Below are 17768 nucleotides of genomic sequence, written 5' to 3' on the forward strand. Positions count from 1 at the left end.
CCACAAGGACCGCACAGGGTCTGAAGCTTGTGCAATACCTGTGGGAGCGGGTTTACCCGCGAATAGGCCAGTACTGGGAACACATCAGGCTGGTTTCATTATCAGAACACCCAGCGGCGGCAGGTTCAGGGCCAGCGACTGCGGCTGCCCATGGCTGGCTATCTCGTCACTTTGCACGACCCCCAGGTTGCCGACATTGGACCCGGCATACAGCTCTGCATCACTGTTCAACAGCTCCTGCCAGCGCTCGCCAAACGGCACGCCAATGCGATACCCCTCGCGCGGCACCGGGGTGAAGTTGGCCACCACCAGCACCGGCTCGCCACTGCTGCTCCAGCGCAGCCAGGCATACACGCTGTTCTGGGCATCGTCACCAATCAGCCACTGGAACCCCTGCGGCTGGCAATCCTGCTCATGCAACGCCGGCACCTCGCGGTACAGGCGGTTGAGGTCGCCTACCAGGCGCTGTACCCCCTGGTGCTCAGGGTACTGCAGCAGGTACCAGTCCAGCTCGCCATCGTGGTCCCACTCACGCCACTGCCCGAACTCGCAACCCATGAATAGCAGCTTCTTGCCCGGATGCGCCCACATGAAGGTGAGGTAGGCACGCAGGTTGGCGAACTTCTGCCAGCGGTCGCCGGGCATCTTGTCGATCAGCGAATGCTTGCCGTGCACCACTTCGTCGTGGGAGATGGGCAGGATGAAGTGCTCGGAATAGGCATAGATCAGCCCGAAGCTCATCTCGTTGTGATGGTAAGTGCGGTGCACCGGGTCGTTCTGGATGTAATGCAAGGTGTCGTGCATCCAGCCCATGTTCCACTTGTAGGCAAAGCCCAGGCCCCCCTGCTGGGTCGGCTGGCTGACGCCGGGCCAGGCGGTGGACTCCTCGGCGATGATCAGCGCGCCCGGGGCCTCATGGGCCGCCACGCCGTTTAGGTGGCGGATGAAGTCGATGGCTTCCAGGTTCTCGCGCCCGCCGTGGCGGTTGGGCACCCATTCGCCGGCCTTGCGCGAATAGTCGCGGTACAGCATCGAGGCCACTGCATCGACACGCAGGCCATCGATGTGGAAGTGCTTCAGCCAGTGCAGCGCCGAGGCCATCATGAAGCCGCGCACTTCGTTGCGGCCAAGGTTGTAGATCAGCGTGTTCCAGTCCTGGTGGTAGCCCTCCAGCGGGTTGTCGTATTCGTACAGGGCGGTGCCGTCGAAACGCGCCAGGCCGTGTTCGTCGGTGGGGAAATGCGCCGGTACCCAGTCCAGCAGTACACCAATGCCCCCTTGGTGGCAGGCGTCGATGAACGCGGCGAAGTCCTCGGCGCTGCCGTAGCGCGAGGTGGGCGCGAACAGCGACAGCGGCTGGTAGCCCCAGGAGCCGCCGAACGGGTGCTCCATGATCGGCAGCAGTTCGATGTGGGTAAAGCCCAGTTCCTGAACGTACGGCACCAGGCGCTCGGCCAGCTCGCGCCAGTTGTAATAGCGCCCGACCTCGCCCGCCTCATCCAGCTCGCAGCGCCACGACCCCGGGTGCAGTTCGTAGATCGACAGCGGCGCACTGTAGGCATGGCGTTGCGCGCGTTGCGCCATCCAGTCGTGGTCTTGCCAGTCGTGGCTGAGCGCCCCTGCCACCTTGGATGCGGTGCTCGGCGGCAGTTCGGTGGCGCGCGCCAGCGGGTCGGCTTTCAGGGGCAGTATGCCGTCCTTGCCCAGCACCTCGAACTTGTAGGTTTCGCCCACGCCCAGGCGCGGCACGAACAGCTCCCACACCCCGGCGCTGTGGCGCAGGCGCATGGGGTGGCGGCGGCCATCCCAGTTGTTGAAGTCACCCACCACCGACACCCGCCGGGCGTTCGGTGCCCACACCGAGAAACACACGCCATCGACGCCATCGACCTGGATGGGTTGGGCGCCGAAGCGCCCGGACAGGTCGCGGTGGTTGCCTTCGGCGAACAGGTACAGGTCCATGTCGCCCAGTTGCGGGCCGAAGCTGTAGGGGTCTTCGGTAATCTGCTCGCCACCGGCCCAACCGATCTGCAGCAGGTACGGGTGTGCCTCATCGAGGTGCGCGGTGAACAACCCTGGCAGGCTGCCCTGCTCCATTTCGGCGAGGATGCGCCCGTCATGCCGGGCCAGGATGCGCACATTCAGGGCGTTGGGCAGGAAGGCGCGGACCACCTGCCCGCCGGCGCCGTCGCCATGGGGGCCGAGTACCGCAAATGGATCGGCGTGCTCGGCGCGGGCCAGGGCGTCGAGGTCCCGTTGCCGAAGGCCGCCGTTTTCACGCGTGGTTGCATTCATCTATGACTCTCCCCAGGTACTGATCAGTCCATGCAGGCCATGCAAAGGCACGGCCAGCCAGCTCGGACGGTTCTCGGCTTCGTATGTGATTTCGTAGGCAGCTTTTTCCAGGCAGAACAGCTCCAGTGCAGCACGCTCGCCCTCGGCCTGTTGCCAGGCGTGCGGCATGGCCGCGGTGGCCAGGCCATAGGCTTCGACAAAGGCATGCCGCGACTGGTGCAGGTACTGCCTGGCAACCCGTTGCCGGGCTTGGCGCGCCGGGTCGGAAAGGTCGACCGCAGACGCGCTGCGCAAGATCATGGCAGCAGCATAGTCGAAGGATCGCAGCACGCCGCTGACATCCTTGTACGGGCTGTGTTTTGCCCGACGCTCTTGCAGCGGCCGGGCCGGTTCACCTTCGAAATCGATGAGGTAGGCGTCGCCCTGCACCACCAGCACCTGGCCCAGGTGCAGGTCGCCGTGCACGCGCATCAGCAAGCCGCCCTGGGCCTGGCGGGTCAGGTTGGCGATGTGCTGGGCCAGGCCGTCGCGCTGTTGCTGCAAGTCGTCGACCAGCGCCTGGCTTTCGCTGTCGAGGCTGTCGCGGTGCTGGGCCAGCAGGTCGAGGGCATGGGTGAGTTCGGCACTGATCTGCGCACTCCAGCGTTCGCTGTCGTCGGCATCGCTCGGGCGCGGCTGGAAGGCCTCGTCGTTGGTCGGTGCGGCCAGCAGCAGGTGCATCTCGCCCAGGCGCTGGCCGAGCAAGGCGGCAAAGCCGGTGAGTTCGGCCAGTGCATCGGTGTGCGCATCGGCGTCGAGGCTGGAGGGCTCCATCTGGTCGCGGATGGCCCGTTCCAGGGTGTTCTGGGTCCAGGCCCAGGCGTCACCCTGGTTGCTCAGGTAGCCCTGGGCGATCATCAGCAGGTGTGGCGCGCCCTGCTCGTCCACCCGGCTGACCCAGGCCAGCAGCGGCGAAATGTTGGCAAAGCCTGCGGCGGTCAGGTAGGCACTCATTTCCAGCTCGGGGTGCACGCCCGGGTTGACCCGGCGAATCAGCTTGAGCACCACCTGGTCGCCAATCACCACCGAGCTGTTGGACTGCTCGGCGCTGAGGTAGCGCACGCTGCTTTCGTCGTTCAACGCCAGGCTCGCCAACTGCTGCGTGCTTTCGAAGCGCAGCTCGCCCTCGCCGTTGCCACAAGGCAGATGCATGCCGCCCTCACAGGCACGCAGCACCGCGCGGATGAATGGCTCGAGGACGAAGGCATCGGTGATCAGGCCAACCTGATGGGCACGGCGCACCCGCGCCAGGGCCAGCTGCTGCGGCAACGCGGTACTGATCTGCTCTTCGGGCAGCAGGCCGAACGGCAGCTGATAGCGGGTAGCCACACCCTCGCTGAGCACTTCGATTTCACCGAGCAGCACCGGCGTGGTGGTGGTGCCGAAACGCACGCCGTAGCAAAGGCGCACCTGGTCGATCGGCCCTTCCTTGCCGGCGAACCAGCGCCGCTTGGGCAGGTACTGCGGCAGGATGGCGCTTTGCAGGGTATCGCTGGAGGGGGCCTCCAGCAGTTCTTCCATGCGCTTGCGCAATACCAGTGTGGTCAATTCGGGTAACCCCTCGGTGGCCTGGATGTGCCAGCTGGGCATGCGGTCGTGGCTGGCCAGCAGGAACCAGTAGAAGGCGTAGGGTGGCAATGTCAGCAGGAACGGCAGTTGCCCGATTGGCGGGAAGGCGCTGCCGCCGAGCATCTCCACCGGTACTTTGTCGGCGTATTGTGACAATTCCAGTTCAGCTGCCTGGGCGGCGCGGGAAACGTTGGCCACGCACAGGATGACTTCAGTGTTGCCATCGGCGTCGGTGTACTCGCGCAAGTAGGCGAGGATGCGCCGGTTGTTCGGCGTGAGGGTGCGCAGGCTGCCGCGGCCGAAGGCCTTCTGCTGCTTGCGCACCGCCAGCATGCGCCGGGTCCAGTTCAGCAGCGAATGCGGGTCGTTGGCCTGGGCTTCGACGTTGACGGTCTGGTAACCGTACAGCGGGTCCATGATCGGCGGCAGCACCAGGCGCTGCGGGTCGGCGCGGGAGAAACCGCCGTTGCGGTCCGGCGACCACTGCATGGGCGTGCGCACGCCGTCGCGGTCGCCCAGGTAGATGTTGTCGCCCATGCCCAGTTCGTCGCCGTAATACAGGGTGGGCGTGCCGGGCATCGACAGCAGCAGGCTGGTGAGCAGTTCGATGCGCCGGCGGTCGCGCTGCAGCAGCGGCGCGAGGCGGCGGCGGATGCCCAGGTTGATGCGGGCGCGGCGGTCTTCGGCGTAGTAGTTCCACAAGTAGTCGCGCTCGCGGTCGGTGACCATTTCCAGGGTCAGCTCATCGTGGTTGCGCAGGAAGATCGCCCATTGGCAGTTGGCGGGGATTTCCGGGGTCTGGCGCAGGATGTCGGTGATCGGGAAGCGGTCTTCCATGGCCAGGGCCATGTACATGCGCGGCATCAACGGGAAGTGGAAGGCCATGTGGCATTCGTCGCCCTCGCCCTCGCCGAAGTACGGGCGTGTGTCCTCGGGCCATTGGTTGGCCTCGGCCAGCAGCATGCGGTCGGGGTAGTTGGCGTCGATTTCGGCGCGGATCGCCTTGAGCACATCGTGGGTTTCGGCAAGGTTCTCGTTGTTGGTGCCGTCGCGCTCGATCAGGTAAGGGATGGCGTCCAGGCGCAGGCCATCGACACCCAGGTCCAGCCAGAAGCGCATTACCCCGATCACGGCCTTGAGCACTTGCGGGTTGTCGAAGTTGAGGTCGGGCTGGTGCGAGTAGAAGCGGTGCCAGAAGTACTGGCCGGCGACCGGGTCCCAGGTCCAGTTGGACTTCTCGGTGTCGAGGAAGATGATGCGCGTGCCGTCGTACTTCTGGTCATCATCCGACCACACATAGAAGTCCCGTGCCTTGCTGCCGCGCTTGGCATGGCGGGCGCGCTGGAACCAGGGGTGCTGGTCGCTGGTGTGGTTGATGACTAGCTCGGTGATTACCCGCAGGCCGCGTTTGTGCGCCTCGGCGATAAAGCGGCGGGCATCGGCCAGGTTGCCGTAGTCGGGGTGCACGGCCTTGTATTCGGCGATGTCGTAGCCATCGTCGCGGCGTGGCGAGGGATAGAACGGTAGCAGCCACAGGGTGTTGACGCCCAGCTCGGCGATGTAGTCGAGCTTGCTGATCAGGCCGGCGAAGTCGCCGATGCCGTCGTTGTTCGAATCGAAGAACGACTTGATGTGCAGCTGGTAGATGACGGCGTCCTTGTACCACAGCGGGTCGTCGATGAAGGCTGCAGGGCGGGAACGCTTGGCCATGTGCGACTCCTTTCAATTTCTGGTTGCTCTGGCCCCTGTAGGAGCGGGCTTGCCCGCGAAACAGACACCGCGGTGTATGGCACCTGCTGTGCCGGTGTTCGCGGGCAAGCCCGCTCCTACAGTGGATCGCGAACCACCGTTAGCGGGCCTTTTCGATGCGCCAGATACCGAACGGCAGATGCCAGGGTTCGATGCGCATCCATTGGGTCTTGCCGTACCACGACCAGCGATGTCCGTTCATCAAGTCCTCACCATGGGTTTCGGCGTTGTCATCCAGCCCCAGCTCCCACAGCGGCAGCTCGAAATGCGCCTCCTGGGCGTTGTGCGGGTCGAGGCTGATTGCCACCAGAATGTAGTTGTCGCGCTCGGGCGTGCGCTTGGCGAAGTACAGGATGTTGTCGTTCCAGCAGTTGAAGAACGCCACGCCCAGGTGGGTCTGCAAGGCGCGGTTCTGCCGGCGGATGCGGTTGAGCTGGGCGATCTCGGCAATGATGTTGCCGGGTTGGCTGAAATCGCGTGGGCGGATTTCGTACTTCTCCGAATCCAGGTACTCCTCCTTGCCCGGCAGCGGTGTGCCTTCGCACAGTTCGAAGCCCGAATACATGCCCCACAGCCCCGACCCCATGGTGGCCAGTGCAGCGCGTATGAGGAAGCCGGCACGGCCGGAGGTATGCAGGAAGTACGGGTTGATGTCGGGCGTGTTGACGAAGAAGTTGGGCCGGTAGCACTGGCTCCATGGCGGCTGGTTGAGCTGCTCGAAGTATTCGCGCAGTTCCTGTTTGTGATTGCGCCAGGTGAAGTAGGTATAGCTCTGCGCGTACCCGACCTTGCCAAGGCGGGCCATCATCGCCGGTTTGGTGAAGGCTTCGGCGAGGAAGATGACCTCCGGGTGCCGGCTGCGCACATTGGCGATCAGCCATTGCCAGAATGGCAGTGGTTTAGTGTGCGGGTTGTCGACGCGGAAGGTCTTCACACCCTCCTCGACCCAGCCGACCACTACGTCACGCAAAGCCAGCCACAGCGAGGGCACGGCCTCGGGCGCGTAGAAATCGACGTTGACGATGTCCTGGTATTTCTTCGGCGGGTTCTCGGCATAGCGGATGGTGCCGTCCGGTCGCCAGCTGAACCAGCCGGGGTGCTCCTTGAGCCAGGGGTGATCCTGGGAGCACTGGATCGCGAAGTCGAGGGCGATTTCCAGGCCATGCTCGGCCGCTGCGGCTACCAGGCGACGGAAGTCGTCGCGGCTGCCCAGTTGTGGGTGAATCGCCTCGTGACCACCTTCCGCGCTGCCGATGGCATACGGGCTGCCCGGGTCGCCGGGCTCCGCCGTGAGGGCGTTGTTGCGGCCCTTGCGGTGCTGCATGCCGATGGGATGGATCGGCGGAAAATACAGTACGTCGAAGCCCATGTCGCGGATCATCGGCAGGCGCTCGTGCACATCGTTGAACGTGCCGTGGCGCTCGGGGCTGTCGGTGACCGAACGCGGGAACAGCTCGTACCAGCTGGCGAACTGCGCGGCCGGGCGGTCGACATCGACGGGGAATTCGCGGCTGCGGGCCAGGTAGCTGCGGTGCTCGGCGTCGCTCATCAGGCGGGCGGTAGCGGGGTCGAGAAACAGTGCCACCTGGTCGTCGGCATTAAGCGTGGGCAGGCGCTGCTGCAACGCCTGGAGCTCCTCGCGCAGGGCACCGTTGCACAGCTCGATGCCCTTGCCCAGCATCAATCGGCCTTCCTCCAGCTCCAAGCGGACCTCGACACCGGCGTGGTACTTCTTCTCCAGGTCGTGGCAGTAGGTAGCGAACGGGTCGATCCAGGCCTCGATGCTGAACAGGTGCGGGCCCAGTTCAGTGGGGGTGAATTCGGCCAGCCACAGGTCGTTGCCCGGCGAGTGCATGGGCACGCAATGCCAGCGCCGGCTGTGGGCCTGGCGCCAGTTGAGCATCACGGCCAGGCGGTCGTGGCCGTCGCTGTAGACCTTGCTGCTGACCGCCACCGGCTGGCCACTGATGGCCTTGGCGGCGAAGGTGCCGGCCTCGAGCACGGGTTGGGTGTCTTCGATCACGATGCGCGGCGCCAGCAGCGCCTGGGACAGGCTGATGGCCTGGTCCGGGTGATCGTTGGCCATGGGCACGCTTTCGAAGGGCTCGTTTCGTGACATCGGACCTTGCTCCCTCAGGCTGGTGGCGGTAAGGGTTCAGAGCCGGGCACAGGCGTGGGGTTCAAAAAAATTGAGCGAACGGCAGCTGCGAGGGGTCGAAGCCTGCAGCACCTCTTCAATTACCCAAGCGAGGTCAGGCCATGAACATTCCCATTCCACCGGAGACTCCCGATCCCAACATCGACGACCCGAGCCTGCCGCCGCCCGTGCCGGAGGAAGACCCGGACGAGCTGCCGATCAAGCCGACCGTGCCGCCGACGGTAGGCGACCCGCCGAGCCAGGAACCACCGGTGAAGGCTTAAGGGTAGACCAGGATCGACGCAGGCAGGACCGGCCCTTTCGCGGGTGAACCCGCTCCCACAGGGACCGCGCCGATTTCGAACTCGGCGCTGTACCTGTAGGAGCGGGTTTACCCGCGAAAGGGCCGGCAGCATCAATACATCAACCAGCAGTTAAAGCCGAGATCTCCGCCACACTGATCTCCCGCATGCGGAACTTCTGCACCTTGCCGGTCACCGTCATCGGGTACTCGTCGACAAAGCGGATATGCCGCGGCACCTTGAAGTGTGCAATGCGCGCCTTGCACCAGCCCTGCAGTTCCTCGACCGTGGCACTGTGCCCCGGGTGCAGCTTGATCCAGGCGACGATCTCCTCGCCATACCGGCTGCACGGGATGCCGATCACCTGCGCATCGGCCACCGCCGGGTGGGTGTAGAAAAACTCTTCCAGCTCACGCGGATAAATGTTCTCGCCGCCGCGAATGATCATGTCCTTGTTGCGCCCGACAATGCGCACGTAGCCGTGCTCGTCCATCACCGCCAGGTCGCCAGAATGCATCCAGCCGGCCGGGTCGATGGCATCTGCCGTGGCCTGGGGGTTGTCCCAGTAGCCGAGCATCACGCTGTAGCCGCGGGTGCACAGCTCGCCGATCTCGCCGCGCGGGACGATGCAGCCGTCGGCGTCCACCAGCTTGTTCTCCAGCTGCGGCTGGGTGCGGCCGACGGTGGTCACGCGCAGCTCAAGGTCGTCGTCCGGGCCGGTCTGTAGTGACACCGGGCTGGTTTCGGTCATGCCGTAGGCGATCTGCACTTCGGCCATGTGCATCTGGTCGATGACCCGGCGCATCACCTCGATCGGGCAGGTGGCGCCGGCCATGATGCCGCTGCGCAGGGTCGACAGGTCCATTTGCCCGCGCGCGGGGTGGTCGAGCATGGCGATGAACATGGTCGGCACGCCATAGAGGATGCTGGCGCGCTCTTCGGCCACGGCGCGCAGGGTGAGCTCAGCGTCGAAGGCGTCGTTGGGATAGATCATGGTGCTGCCATGGGTGATGCAGCCGAGGTTGGCCATGACCATGCCGAAGCAGTGGTACAGCGGTACCGGGATCACCATGCGGTCGCATGCGGTCAGGCCCAGGCTTTCGCCGACCATGAAGCCGTTGTTGAGAATGTTGTAGTGGCTGAGCGTGGCGCCCTTGGGAGCGCCTGTGGTGCCGGAGGTGTACTGGATGTTCACCGGCTGGTCGAACTGCAGGCTTTGCTGGCGCGCCGCATAGGCCTCGGTCGAGGTCTGCCCTGCCCGCTCGGCCAGCGCTTGCCAAGGCAGGAAGCCTGCCGGCGGGTTGGCGGCCAGGCTGACCACACCGCGCAGGTCGGGCAGGCGTTCACTGGCCATTTCACCGGGGGCGGCGCTGGCCAGCTCCGGCGCCAGTTCCTGGACCATGGCGTGGTAGTCGGACGTCTTGAAGGCATCGGCACACACCAGCCAGCGGCAACCGGACTGACGCAGCACGTATTCCAGCTCGCCCACGCGGTAGGCCGGGTTGATGTTGACCAGAATCGCACCGACCTTGGCGCTGGCCAGCTGCAGGATGCACCACTGGGCGCAGTTGGGCGACCAGATACCGACCCGATCGCCGGTGTTCACGCCCAGGGCCATCAGGGCACGAGCATGCACCTCGACCTGCTCGGCCAACTGCCGCCAGCTGTAGCGCAGGCCCTGATGGCGCGACACCAGGGCCTCGCCGTCGGCACAACGGGCCACGGTGGCGTCGAAGGCCTGGCCGATGGTCTGGGTCAGCAAGGCTTGGTCCTGGCGACCGCGGGTATAGCTTGGTTGACTCATGGGTGTCCCTTCTTGTGGTTGTTCTGGGCACGACTGAAGCAAGCGGGAATACTCTGGCGCAGATTTACGTTTACGTAAAGGTGATGAGTCGATTGACAGTGAGCGCATGCAGGTTTACGTTAACGTAAAGGTGAAAACGACATCGGGTTTGTCGGCGCACCACCGACCTTGTGGGAGCGGGTTTGCCCGCGAATGCGATCATCCAGGCAATGACGGTGGCCCTGCTGACGCATTCGCGGGTAAACCCGCTCCCACAGGGCCGGTGGATAGCCCTTGAGCTACGGTGTTACCCAATTTCAAGAACAAGAAGGTGCCCCCAGCATGCATTACCCCACCCTGAACTTCGCCCTGGGCGAAACCATCGACATGCTCCGCGACCAGGTGCGCACCTTCGTCGCCGCCGAACTGGCTCCGCGCGCCGCGCAAATCGACCACGACAACCTGTTCCCTGCCGACATGTGGCGCAAGTTCGGAGACATGGGCCTGCTGGGCATCACCGTGCCGGAAGAATACGGCGGTGCCGGCCTGGGCTACCTGGCCCACGTGGTTTCGATGGAAGAAATCAGCCGTGGCTCGGCCTCGGTGGCCCTGTCCTACGGTGCCCACTCCAACCTCTGCGTCAACCAGATCAACCGCAACGGCAGCCACGAGCAGAAGCTCAAGTACCTGCCCAAGCTGATCAGCGGCGAGCACATCGGCGCCCTGGCCATGAGCGAGCCCAACGCCGGTTCCGACGTGGTTTCGATGAAGCTGCGCGCGGAAAAGCGCGGCGACCACTACGTGCTCAACGGCAGCAAGACCTGGATCACCAACGGCCCGGACGCCAACACCTACGTGATCTATGCCAAGACCGACCTGGAAAAGGGCGCGCACGGCATCACCGCGTTCATCGTCGAGCGTGACTGGAAAGGCTTCAGCCGCAGCAACAAGTTCGACAAGCTGGGCATGCGTGGCTCCAACACCTGCGAGCTGTTCTTCGACGGCGTCGAAGTGCCGGAAGAAAACATCCTCGGCCAGCTCAACGGTGGCGTGCGCGTGCTGATGAGCGGCCTGGACTACGAGCGCGTGGTGCTGTCCGGCGGCCCGACCGGCATCATGCAGAGCTGCATGGACCTGGTAGTGCCCTACATTCACGACCGCAAGCAGTTCGGCCAGAGCATCGGCGAGTTTCAGCTGATCCAGGGCAAGATCGCCGACATGTACACCCAGCTCAACGCCAGCCGTGCCTACCTGTATGCCGTGGCCCAGGCCTGCGACCGTGGCGAGACCACCCGCAAGGACGCCGCCGGGGTGATCCTGTACACCGCTGAGCGCGCCACGCAAATGGCCCTGGAGGCGATCCAGATTCTCGGCGGCAACGGCTATATCAACGAATTCCCGGCAGGCCGCCTGCTGCGCGACGCCAAGCTGTACGAGATCGGTGCCGGCACCAGCGAAATCCGCCGGATGCTGATCGGCCGCGAACTGTTCAACGAAACCCGCTGAGCACAAGGGACGGGCGCACATGGCTACCTTGCACACCCAGATCAACCCGCGTTCGGCGGAGTTCGCCGGCAACAGCGCGGCCATGCTCGAACAGGTCCAGGCCCTGCGCGGCCTGCTCGCCCAAGTGGCCCAGGGCGGTGGGCCCAAGGCTCAGGAGCGGCACACTTCGCGTGGCAAGCTGCTGCCGCGCGAGCGTATCGACCGCCTGCTGGACCCGGGCTCGCCGTTCCTCGAAATCGGCCAACTGGCTGCCCATGAGGTGTATGGCGAAGACGTGCCCGCTGCGGGCGTGATCGCCGGCATCGGCCGCGTCGAAGGCGTGGAATGCATGATCGTGGCCAACGACGCCACGGTCAAAGGCGGGTCTTACTACCCGCTGACGGTGAAGAAGCACCTGCGTGCGCAGACCATCGCCCTGCAGAACCGCCTGCCGTGCATCTACCTGGTGGACTCCGGCGGCGCCAACCTGCCACGCCAGGACGAAGTGTTCCCCGACCGCGAGCACTTCGGGCGGATCTTCTTCAACCAGGCCAACATGAGCGCGCTGGGCATTCCGCAGATTGCCGTGGTGATGGGCTCGTGCACTGCCGGCGGTGCCTACGTGCCCGCGATGGCCGACGAAGCGATCATGGTGCGCCAGCAGGCGACCATCTTCCTCGCCGGCCCGCCACTGGTGAAGGCGGCCACCGGCGAGGTGGTTAGCGCCGAAGACCTTGGCGGTGCCGATGTGCACTGCCGCACCAGCGGCGTGGCCGACCACTATGCCGACAACGACGAACACGCCCTGGCCCTGGCCCGACGCAGCGTGGCCAACCTCAACTGGCACAAGCTGGGCAAGCTGCAGCGCCTGGCCCCGGTGGCACCGCTGTACGCCGCCGATGAGCTGTATGGCGTGGTGCCGGCCGATGCCAAGCAACCGTTCGACGTGCGCGAGGTTATCGCGCGTCTGGTCGACGGCTCGGTGTTCGACGAGTTCAAGGCGCTGTTCGGTACCACCCTGGTGTGCGGCTTCGCCCACCTGCACGGCTACCCGGTGGCGATCCTCGCCAACAACGGCATCCTGTTCGCCGAAGCGGCGCAAAAAGGCGCGCACTTCATCGAACTGGCCTGCCAGCGCGGCATCCCGCTGCTGTTCCTGCAGAACATCACCGGCTTCATGGTCGGCAAGAAGTACGAAGAAGGCGGCATCGCCAAGCACGGCGCCAAGCTGGTCACTGCCGTGGCCTGCGCCCAGGTGCCGAAGTTCACGGTGATCATTGGCGGCAGCTTTGGCGCCGGCAACTACGGCATGTGCGGCCGTGCCTACGACCCGCGCTTCCTGTGGATGTGGCCCAATGCGCGGATCGGCGTGATGGGGGCCGAACAGGCCGCCGGCGTGCTGGCTCAGGTCAAGCGCGAACAGAGCGAGCGCAGTGGCCACCCGTTCAGCGCCGAAGACGAAGCCCGGCTCAAACAGCCGATCCTTGACCAGTACGAGCACCAGGGCCACCCCTACTACTCCAGCGCCCGCCTGTGGGACGACGGTGTCATCGACCCGGCACAGACCCGCGACGTGCTCGGCCTGGCGTTGTCCGCTGCGCTGAACGCACCGATCGAACAGAGCCGCTTCGGCATTTTCCGGATGTGACCCATGAGCGATTTCAGCACTCTCGAAGTGATCCGCGACCCGCGCGGCTTCGCCACCCTGTGGCTGAGCCGCGAGGACAAGAACAACGCCTTCAACGCCTTGATGATCCGCGAGCTGATCGTCGCCCTCGACCAGTTGGCCGAGGACGCCAGCCTACGCTTCGTGCTGCTGCGCGGCCGCGGCCGGCACTTCAGCGCCGGCGCCGATCTGGCCTGGATGCAGCAGTCGGCGCAGCTGGACTTCAACACCAACCTGGATGATGCCCGCGAGCTGGGCGAGCTGATGTATGCCCTGCACCGCCTCAAGGTGCCGACCCTGGCCGTGGTGCAAGGCGCGGCCTTTGGCGGCGCGCTGGGCCTGATCAGTTGCTGTGACATGGCCATCGGTGCCGAAGACGCCCAGCTGTGCCTGTCGGAAGTGCGCATCGGCCTGGCCCCGGCAGTGATCAGCCCGTTCGTGGTCAAGGCCATCGGCGAGCGTGCCGCGCGCCGCTATGCCCTCACCGCCGAGCGTTTCAGCGGCGTGCGGGCCCGCGAGCTGGGCCTGCTGGCCGAGGTCTACCCGGCCAGCGAACTGGACGCCCAGGTCGAAGCCTGGGTGAGCAACCTGCTGCAGAACAGCCCGCAAGCGCTACGCGCCACCAAGGACCTGCTGCGTGAAGTGGACGACGGTGAACTCAGCCCGGCCCTGCGCCGCTACTGCGAAAACACCATCGCCCGCATCCGCGTCAGCGCCGAAGGCCAGGAGGGCCTGCGCGCCTTCCTGGAAAAACGCCGCCCCGCCTGGCAAACCGACGACAAGAAGGAGCCGCGCCCATGAGCCGCCCCGCTTTGACCACCCTGCTGGTCGCCAACCGCGGCGAAATCGCCTGCCGGGTGATGCGCACCGCCAAGGCCATGGGCCTGACCACCGTGGCCGTGCACAGTGCCACCGACCGTGATGCCCGGCACAGCCGCGAAGCCGATATCCGCGTCGACCTCGGCGGCACCAAGGCTGCCGAAAGCTACCTGCTGGTCGACAAGCTGCTGGCCGCAGCCAAGGCCAGCGGCGCCCAGGCCATCCACCCGGGCTATGGCTTCCTGTCCGAGAACGCAGGCTTCGCCCGTGCCATCGAAGAGGCCGGGTTGATCTTCCTCGGCCCACCGGCCAGCGCCATCGACGCCATGGGCAGCAAGTCGGCGGCCAAGGCACTGATGGAAGCCGCTGGCGTGCCACTGGTGCCGGGCTACCATGGCGAAGCCCAGGACCTGGACACCTTCCGCGCCGCCGCCGAACGCATCGGCTACCCGGTGCTGCTCAAGGCCAGCGCCGGCGGCGGTGGCAAGGGCATGAAAGTGGTCGAAGAAGAAAGCCAGCTGGCCGACGCCCTGGCCTCGGCCCAGCGTGAGGCGCAGTCGTCGTTCGGCGATGCGCGCATGCTGGTGGAAAAGTACGTGCTCAAGCCGCGCCATGTGGAAATCCAGGTATTCGCCGACCAGCACGGCAACTGCCTGTACCTCAACGAGCGTGACTGCTCGATACAGCGCCGCCACCAGAAAGTGGTGGAAGAAGCCCCTGCGCCAGGTCTGTCAGCCGAATTGCGCCGGGCCATGGGTGAGGCGGCGGTACGCGCGGCCCAGGCCATCGGCTACGTGGGCGCCGGCACCGTGGAGTTCCTGCTCGATGCCCGTGGCGAGTTCTTCTTCATGGAGATGAACACCCGCCTGCAGGTGGAGCACCCGGTCACCGAGGCCATTACCGGGCTTGATCTGGTGGCCTGGCAGATTCGCGTGGCCTGCGGCGAGGCCCTGCCGATCACCCAGGAACAGGTGCCGCTGATAGGCCATGCCATCGAAGTGCGCCTGTATGCCGAGGACCCGGCCAACGAATTCCTGCCCGCGACCGGCAAGCTGGCGCTGTACCGCGAGTCGGCAGCCGGCGAAGGGCGACGGGTGGACAGCGGGGTCAGCGAGGGTGATGTGGTGTCGCCGTTCTACGACCCGATGCTGGGCAAGCTGATCGCCTGGGGCGAAGACCGCGAGCAGGCGCGCCTGCGCTTGCTGGCCATGCTCGACGAATTTGCCATTGGCGGGTTGAAGACCAACATCGCCTTCCTGCGGCGCATTCTCGCCCACCCGGCGTTTGCTGCAGCGGAGTTGGATACTGGCTTCATTCCGCGTCACCAGGAGGTTTTGCTGCCCGCGCCGCAAGCGCTGCCGGCAGGCTTCTGGGAAGCCGCGGCCGAGGCCTGGTTGCAGGGCCAGGCCGCACACCAGCGGGAGGACGACCGCAGTTCGCCGTGGGCCGAGCGCAACGGCCTGCGCCTGGGCCTGCCGGCGCGCAGCAGCCTGCACCTGGTCAGTGGCGGGCAGGACCAGGCAGTCGCCCTGGAGCGCAGCGCTGCGTCTACCTGGCAGTTGCTGGGCGAGCAGTTGGTGCATGACCAGGCTGGTGTGCGTCGCCAGCATCTGGCGATCCGCCGCGGTGGCACGCTGTACTTGCACTGGGACGGCGAGATGCATGCCATCGAAGCTTTCGACCCGATTGCCGAGGCCGAGGCCAGCCACAGCCACCAGGGCGGCCTGGGCGCGCCCATGAACGGCAGCATCGTGCGGGTGCTGGTGGAGCCTGGGCAGGTGGTGGAAGCAGGTACGGCGCTGGTAGTGCTGGAGGCCATGAAGATGGAGCACAGCATTCGCGCGCCGCATGGCGGCACGGTGAAGGCGTTGTTCTGCCAGGAAGGGGATATGGTCAGCGAAGGGACGGTGCTGGTCGAACTGGCGGAGTAAGAGTCCTGGGGGCCGCCTTGCGGCCCTTTCGCGACACAAGGCCGCTCCTACAGGTACGGTGCATACCCTGAGGTTGGTGCGGTACTTGTAGGAGCGGCCTTGTGTCGCGAAAGGGCTGCGCAGCAGCCCCGGCAATCTAGAAGACCCCGTGCCCCCGCACGACCACACCCAGAAATTCGCAGCCGCCTTCACACAGAACTGTCGGATAGCGCGTATTCAGCGGTTTGAGCATCCTGTCTCCGCCCTCCTCGACCAACTGCCGCAACACTGCCGGCCGCCCGGGCTGCTGCGCAATCACCAACCGGCCTGGCTCCGCCGGCAGGCCGGTATCCACCAGCACACGCATACCCTCAGGCACGCTCCTGCCACTGGCGGCATTCATCGAGTCGTTTTCCACCACCAGCCAGAAGGCATTGCCGGCGGGCATATAGTCCGTCTGTTCATGGGATTTGCTCGCCTCAGGCAAAGGCCCCTGCAAATCGGCCCAGCTCAGCACGGGGAAACGATAGCTCGCACTACACCCTGAGGCTTCAGACGCAAGGCCACGCTCGACCACCATGACTTGGGCCTCAAGAGACACCAACCCAAGCTTCTCGAGCTTTTCGTTGATGGTCTGCAGTGTCGGCCGTCGTGAACCGCGCAACCAATGCCCTACGCCGCCCTGTGTCATGCCCAGGCGTTCGGCCAGCTTGAGCTGGCTGAGGTTGTGTTCACGCTTGTAGCGCTTGAGAAACGCGATCCAGTTTTCCATGAGCGGATACTGCAGCTCCAAGACTTGCGCCATCCCTGTAGGAGCGGCCTTGTGTCGCGAAAGGGCTGCGCAGCAGCCCCGGCAATCTAGAAGGAGCCATGCACCCGCACGACCACACCCAGAAACTCGCAGCCTTCCTCACACAACAGCGCCGGGTAGTTGCTGTTGAGTGCCTTCAGGTACCGTTGCCCACCTTCCTCCGCCAACTCACGGAAGATCGCCGGTTTGCCCGGCTGACGAGCGATAACCAGACGCCCTGGCTCGGCATCTACCCCAGGATCCACCAACATCCGCATGCCCTGCGGCACACTGCGGCCACTGGCGGCACTCATCGCATCATTCTCGACAGTCAGCCAGAACGCCTTGCCTTGGGCCAGGTAGTCCGTCTGCTCGAACACACCTGGCTCCGCCCCCTCTGCGATACCTAGCTCATCCCAGCCCAGCACCGGGTAGCGGAAGCACACGATGTATTGCATGAGGTCCAGGTCATCATCGGAGTCATCGACCTCGTAAATGCCACGCTCCTCGCCAACCTGACCAACAATGCGCAACTGCAGGCTGACGTTGTAATGGGGCATGCCAATCTCAACGAATGTGCGATTCATCGACTCGATCTTCGGCTGACGCCGCTTGTTCACCCAATGCCCCACGCTGCCTTGAGACACGCCAACGCGCTCGGCAAGCTGTTCTTGAGTGAGCCCTAGCTCCTCCATCCGGTCACGGACGAGGGCAATCCATTTATCCATATTCATCGCTGGCACGATACGGACTGCCTTCTAGCGCTCAATAAACATTCAGTATTATTTATCGGAAAGCACAAAAATACTTTAGGTATTAGTATCGACCTGAGCCCTTTCCCCACTGGTGTTAGCAGGTATCAGGATGAAACCCCCGAAAAACGACGAAACAGATCTCGACAGCGAAGCCGCCCGCCGCGCCCTCGACTACTACCTCAACCCCAACCCGCCGCGCCCCACCCTGGACAACAGGATCTGGACCCTGCACGAGGGTGTAACCGGCGACCAGGCCCAGGAACACGCCATCGCCCTGCTGCGCTGCGCCGCCGCCACCGCGCAGGAAACTGCTACTCACCAGCACGGCAGCCAGCGCGAACTGACCTTTGCCCTGATGCACATGATGGACATGGCGCGCGCACTGCTCGAGCACAAACGCACCGTGGAATCGGGTTTGTAAGCAAGAAAGAAGGGAGAGAACGTGATGGCCGGGTAACGGCGAAGGCCC

At 64.9% G+C, this 17768-nt stretch carries 12 protein-coding genes; 6 read left to right on the plus strand and 6 right to left on the minus strand.

Annotated features, from left to right (window positions below):
• Positions 1 to 84: 84 nt before the first annotated feature.
• The 3 genes from glgB to KDB76_RS19180 form a co-directional block, all read right to left on the minus strand.
• The gene (gene glgB / locus KDB76_RS19170; protein ID WP_038409972.1) at positions 85 to 2295 is read right to left on the minus strand and encodes a 1,4-alpha-glucan branching protein GlgB; all 2211 of its coding nucleotides are present in this window, start codon (positions 2293 to 2295) and stop codon (positions 85 to 87) included.
• Entirely contained in the window at positions 2296 to 5613 is a 3318-nt protein-coding gene (treS, locus tag KDB76_RS19175) for a maltose alpha-D-glucosyltransferase (RefSeq protein WP_038409973.1), read from the minus strand.
• Between the two features lie 139 nt (positions 5614 to 5752).
• The gene (locus tag KDB76_RS19180; protein ID WP_013973336.1) at positions 5753 to 7771 is read right to left on the minus strand and encodes an alpha-1,4-glucan--maltose-1-phosphate maltosyltransferase; all 2019 of its coding nucleotides are present in this window, start codon (positions 7769 to 7771) and stop codon (positions 5753 to 5755) included.
• Positions 7772 to 7911: 140 nt separating this feature from the next.
• On the opposite strand from KDB76_RS19180, the gene KDB76_RS19185 reads away from it, so the two are divergent.
• The gene (locus KDB76_RS19185; RefSeq protein ID WP_003251307.1) at positions 7912 to 8073 is read left to right on the plus strand and encodes a hypothetical protein; all 162 of its coding nucleotides are present in this window, start codon (positions 7912 to 7914) and stop codon (positions 8071 to 8073) included.
• 139 nt (positions 8074 to 8212) lie between these two features.
• On the opposite strand, the gene KDB76_RS19190 is transcribed toward KDB76_RS19185, so the two are convergent.
• On the minus strand, positions 8213 to 9895 hold the full coding sequence (locus KDB76_RS19190; RefSeq protein ID WP_038409974.1) for an AMP-binding protein: 1683 nt from the start codon (positions 9893 to 9895) through the stop codon (positions 8213 to 8215).
• A 321-nt stretch (positions 9896 to 10216) separates the two neighbouring features.
• On the opposite strand from KDB76_RS19190, the gene KDB76_RS19195 reads away from it, so the two are divergent.
• Genes KDB76_RS19195 through KDB76_RS19210 form a run of 4 tightly spaced genes read left to right on the plus strand, consistent with a single transcriptional unit; the run spans position 10217 to position 15775 of the window.
• Positions 10217 to 11380 carry an isovaleryl-CoA dehydrogenase gene (locus tag KDB76_RS19195; RefSeq protein WP_013973339.1) on the plus strand — a complete coding sequence of 388 codons (1164 nt, stop codon included), beginning with the start codon at positions 10217 to 10219 and terminating at the stop codon, positions 11378 to 11380.
• A gap of 19 nt (positions 11381 to 11399) precedes the next feature.
• Entirely contained in the window at positions 11400 to 13007 is a 1608-nt protein-coding gene (locus KDB76_RS19200) for a carboxyl transferase domain-containing protein (RefSeq protein ID WP_013973340.1), read from the plus strand.
• A gap of 3 nt (positions 13008 to 13010) precedes the next feature.
• Positions 13011 to 13826 carry a gamma-carboxygeranoyl-CoA hydratase gene (locus KDB76_RS19205; RefSeq protein ID WP_038409975.1) on the plus strand — a complete coding sequence of 272 codons (816 nt, stop codon included), beginning with the start codon at positions 13011 to 13013 and terminating at the stop codon, positions 13824 to 13826.
• Complete coding sequence (locus KDB76_RS19210; protein WP_038409976.1) at positions 13823 to 15775, plus strand: acetyl/propionyl/methylcrotonyl-CoA carboxylase subunit alpha; 1953 nt, start codon at positions 13823 to 13825, stop codon at positions 15773 to 15775. The genes KDB76_RS19205 and KDB76_RS19210 overlap by 4 nt, the downstream gene beginning before the upstream one ends.
• Positions 15776 to 15911: 136 nt before the next feature.
• Here the strand turns inward: KDB76_RS19210 and KDB76_RS19215 are convergent, their stop codons facing one another.
• Positions 15912 to 16526 carry a S24 family peptidase gene (locus tag KDB76_RS19215; RefSeq protein WP_031325183.1) on the minus strand — a complete coding sequence of 205 codons (615 nt, stop codon included), beginning with the start codon at positions 16524 to 16526 and terminating at the stop codon, positions 15912 to 15914.
• 86 nt (positions 16527 to 16612) lie between these two features.
• On the minus strand, positions 16613 to 17278 hold the full coding sequence (locus KDB76_RS19220; RefSeq protein ID WP_013973344.1) for a LexA family transcriptional regulator: 666 nt from the start codon (positions 17276 to 17278) through the stop codon (positions 16613 to 16615).
• 130 nt (positions 17279 to 17408) lie between these two features.
• Here KDB76_RS19220 and KDB76_RS19225 point away from each other — a divergent pair, with 130 nt between their 5' ends.
• A complete protein-coding gene (locus tag KDB76_RS19225) occupies positions 17409 to 17720 on the plus strand; it encodes a hypothetical protein (RefSeq protein WP_025339827.1) in 312 nt (103 codons plus the stop codon).
• Positions 17721 to 17768 lie beyond the last annotated feature (48 nt).

It is taken from the genome of Pseudomonas sp. JS425 (assembly GCF_018223845.1).
Taxonomy (GTDB): domain Bacteria; phylum Pseudomonadota; class Gammaproteobacteria; order Pseudomonadales; family Pseudomonadaceae; genus Aquipseudomonas; species Aquipseudomonas asiatica.

What these genes read in the sequence shown, in the direction of transcription:
- KDB76_RS19190 (WP_038409974.1), bottom strand. Translation starts at nt 9,895, where the DNA reads ATGAGTCAACCAAGCTATACCCGCGGTCGCCAGGACCAAGCCTTGCTG.
- KDB76_RS19205 (WP_038409975.1), top strand. Translation starts at nt 13,011, where the DNA reads ATGAGCGATTTCAGCACTCTCGAAGTGATCCGCGACCCGCGCGGCTTC.
- KDB76_RS19200 (WP_013973340.1), top strand. Translation starts at nt 11,400, where the DNA reads ATGGCTACCTTGCACACCCAGATCAACCCGCGTTCGGCGGAGTTCGCC.
- KDB76_RS19220 (WP_013973344.1), bottom strand. Translation starts at nt 17,278, where the DNA reads ATGAATATGGATAAATGGATTGCCCTCGTCCGTGACCGGATGGAGGAG.
- KDB76_RS19185 (WP_003251307.1), top strand. Translation starts at nt 7,912, where the DNA reads ATGAACATTCCCATTCCACCGGAGACTCCCGATCCCAACATCGACGAC.
- KDB76_RS19215 (WP_031325183.1), bottom strand. Translation starts at nt 16,526, where the DNA reads ATGGAAAACTGGATCGCGTTTCTCAAGCGCTACAAGCGTGAACACAAC.
- KDB76_RS19225 (WP_025339827.1), top strand. Translation starts at nt 17,409, where the DNA reads ATGAAACCCCCGAAAAACGACGAAACAGATCTCGACAGCGAAGCCGCC.
- KDB76_RS19180 (WP_013973336.1), bottom strand. Translation starts at nt 7,771, where the DNA reads ATGTCACGAAACGAGCCCTTCGAAAGCGTGCCCATGGCCAACGATCAC.
- KDB76_RS19210 (WP_038409976.1), top strand. Translation starts at nt 13,823, where the DNA reads ATGAGCCGCCCCGCTTTGACCACCCTGCTGGTCGCCAACCGCGGCGAA.
- KDB76_RS19195 (WP_013973339.1), top strand. Translation starts at nt 10,217, where the DNA reads ATGCATTACCCCACCCTGAACTTCGCCCTGGGCGAAACCATCGACATG.
- glgB (WP_038409972.1), bottom strand. Translation starts at nt 2,295, where the DNA reads ATGAATGCAACCACGCGTGAAAACGGCGGCCTTCGGCAACGGGACCTC.
- treS (WP_038409973.1), bottom strand. Translation starts at nt 5,613, where the DNA reads ATGGCCAAGCGTTCCCGCCCTGCAGCCTTCATCGACGACCCGCTGTGG.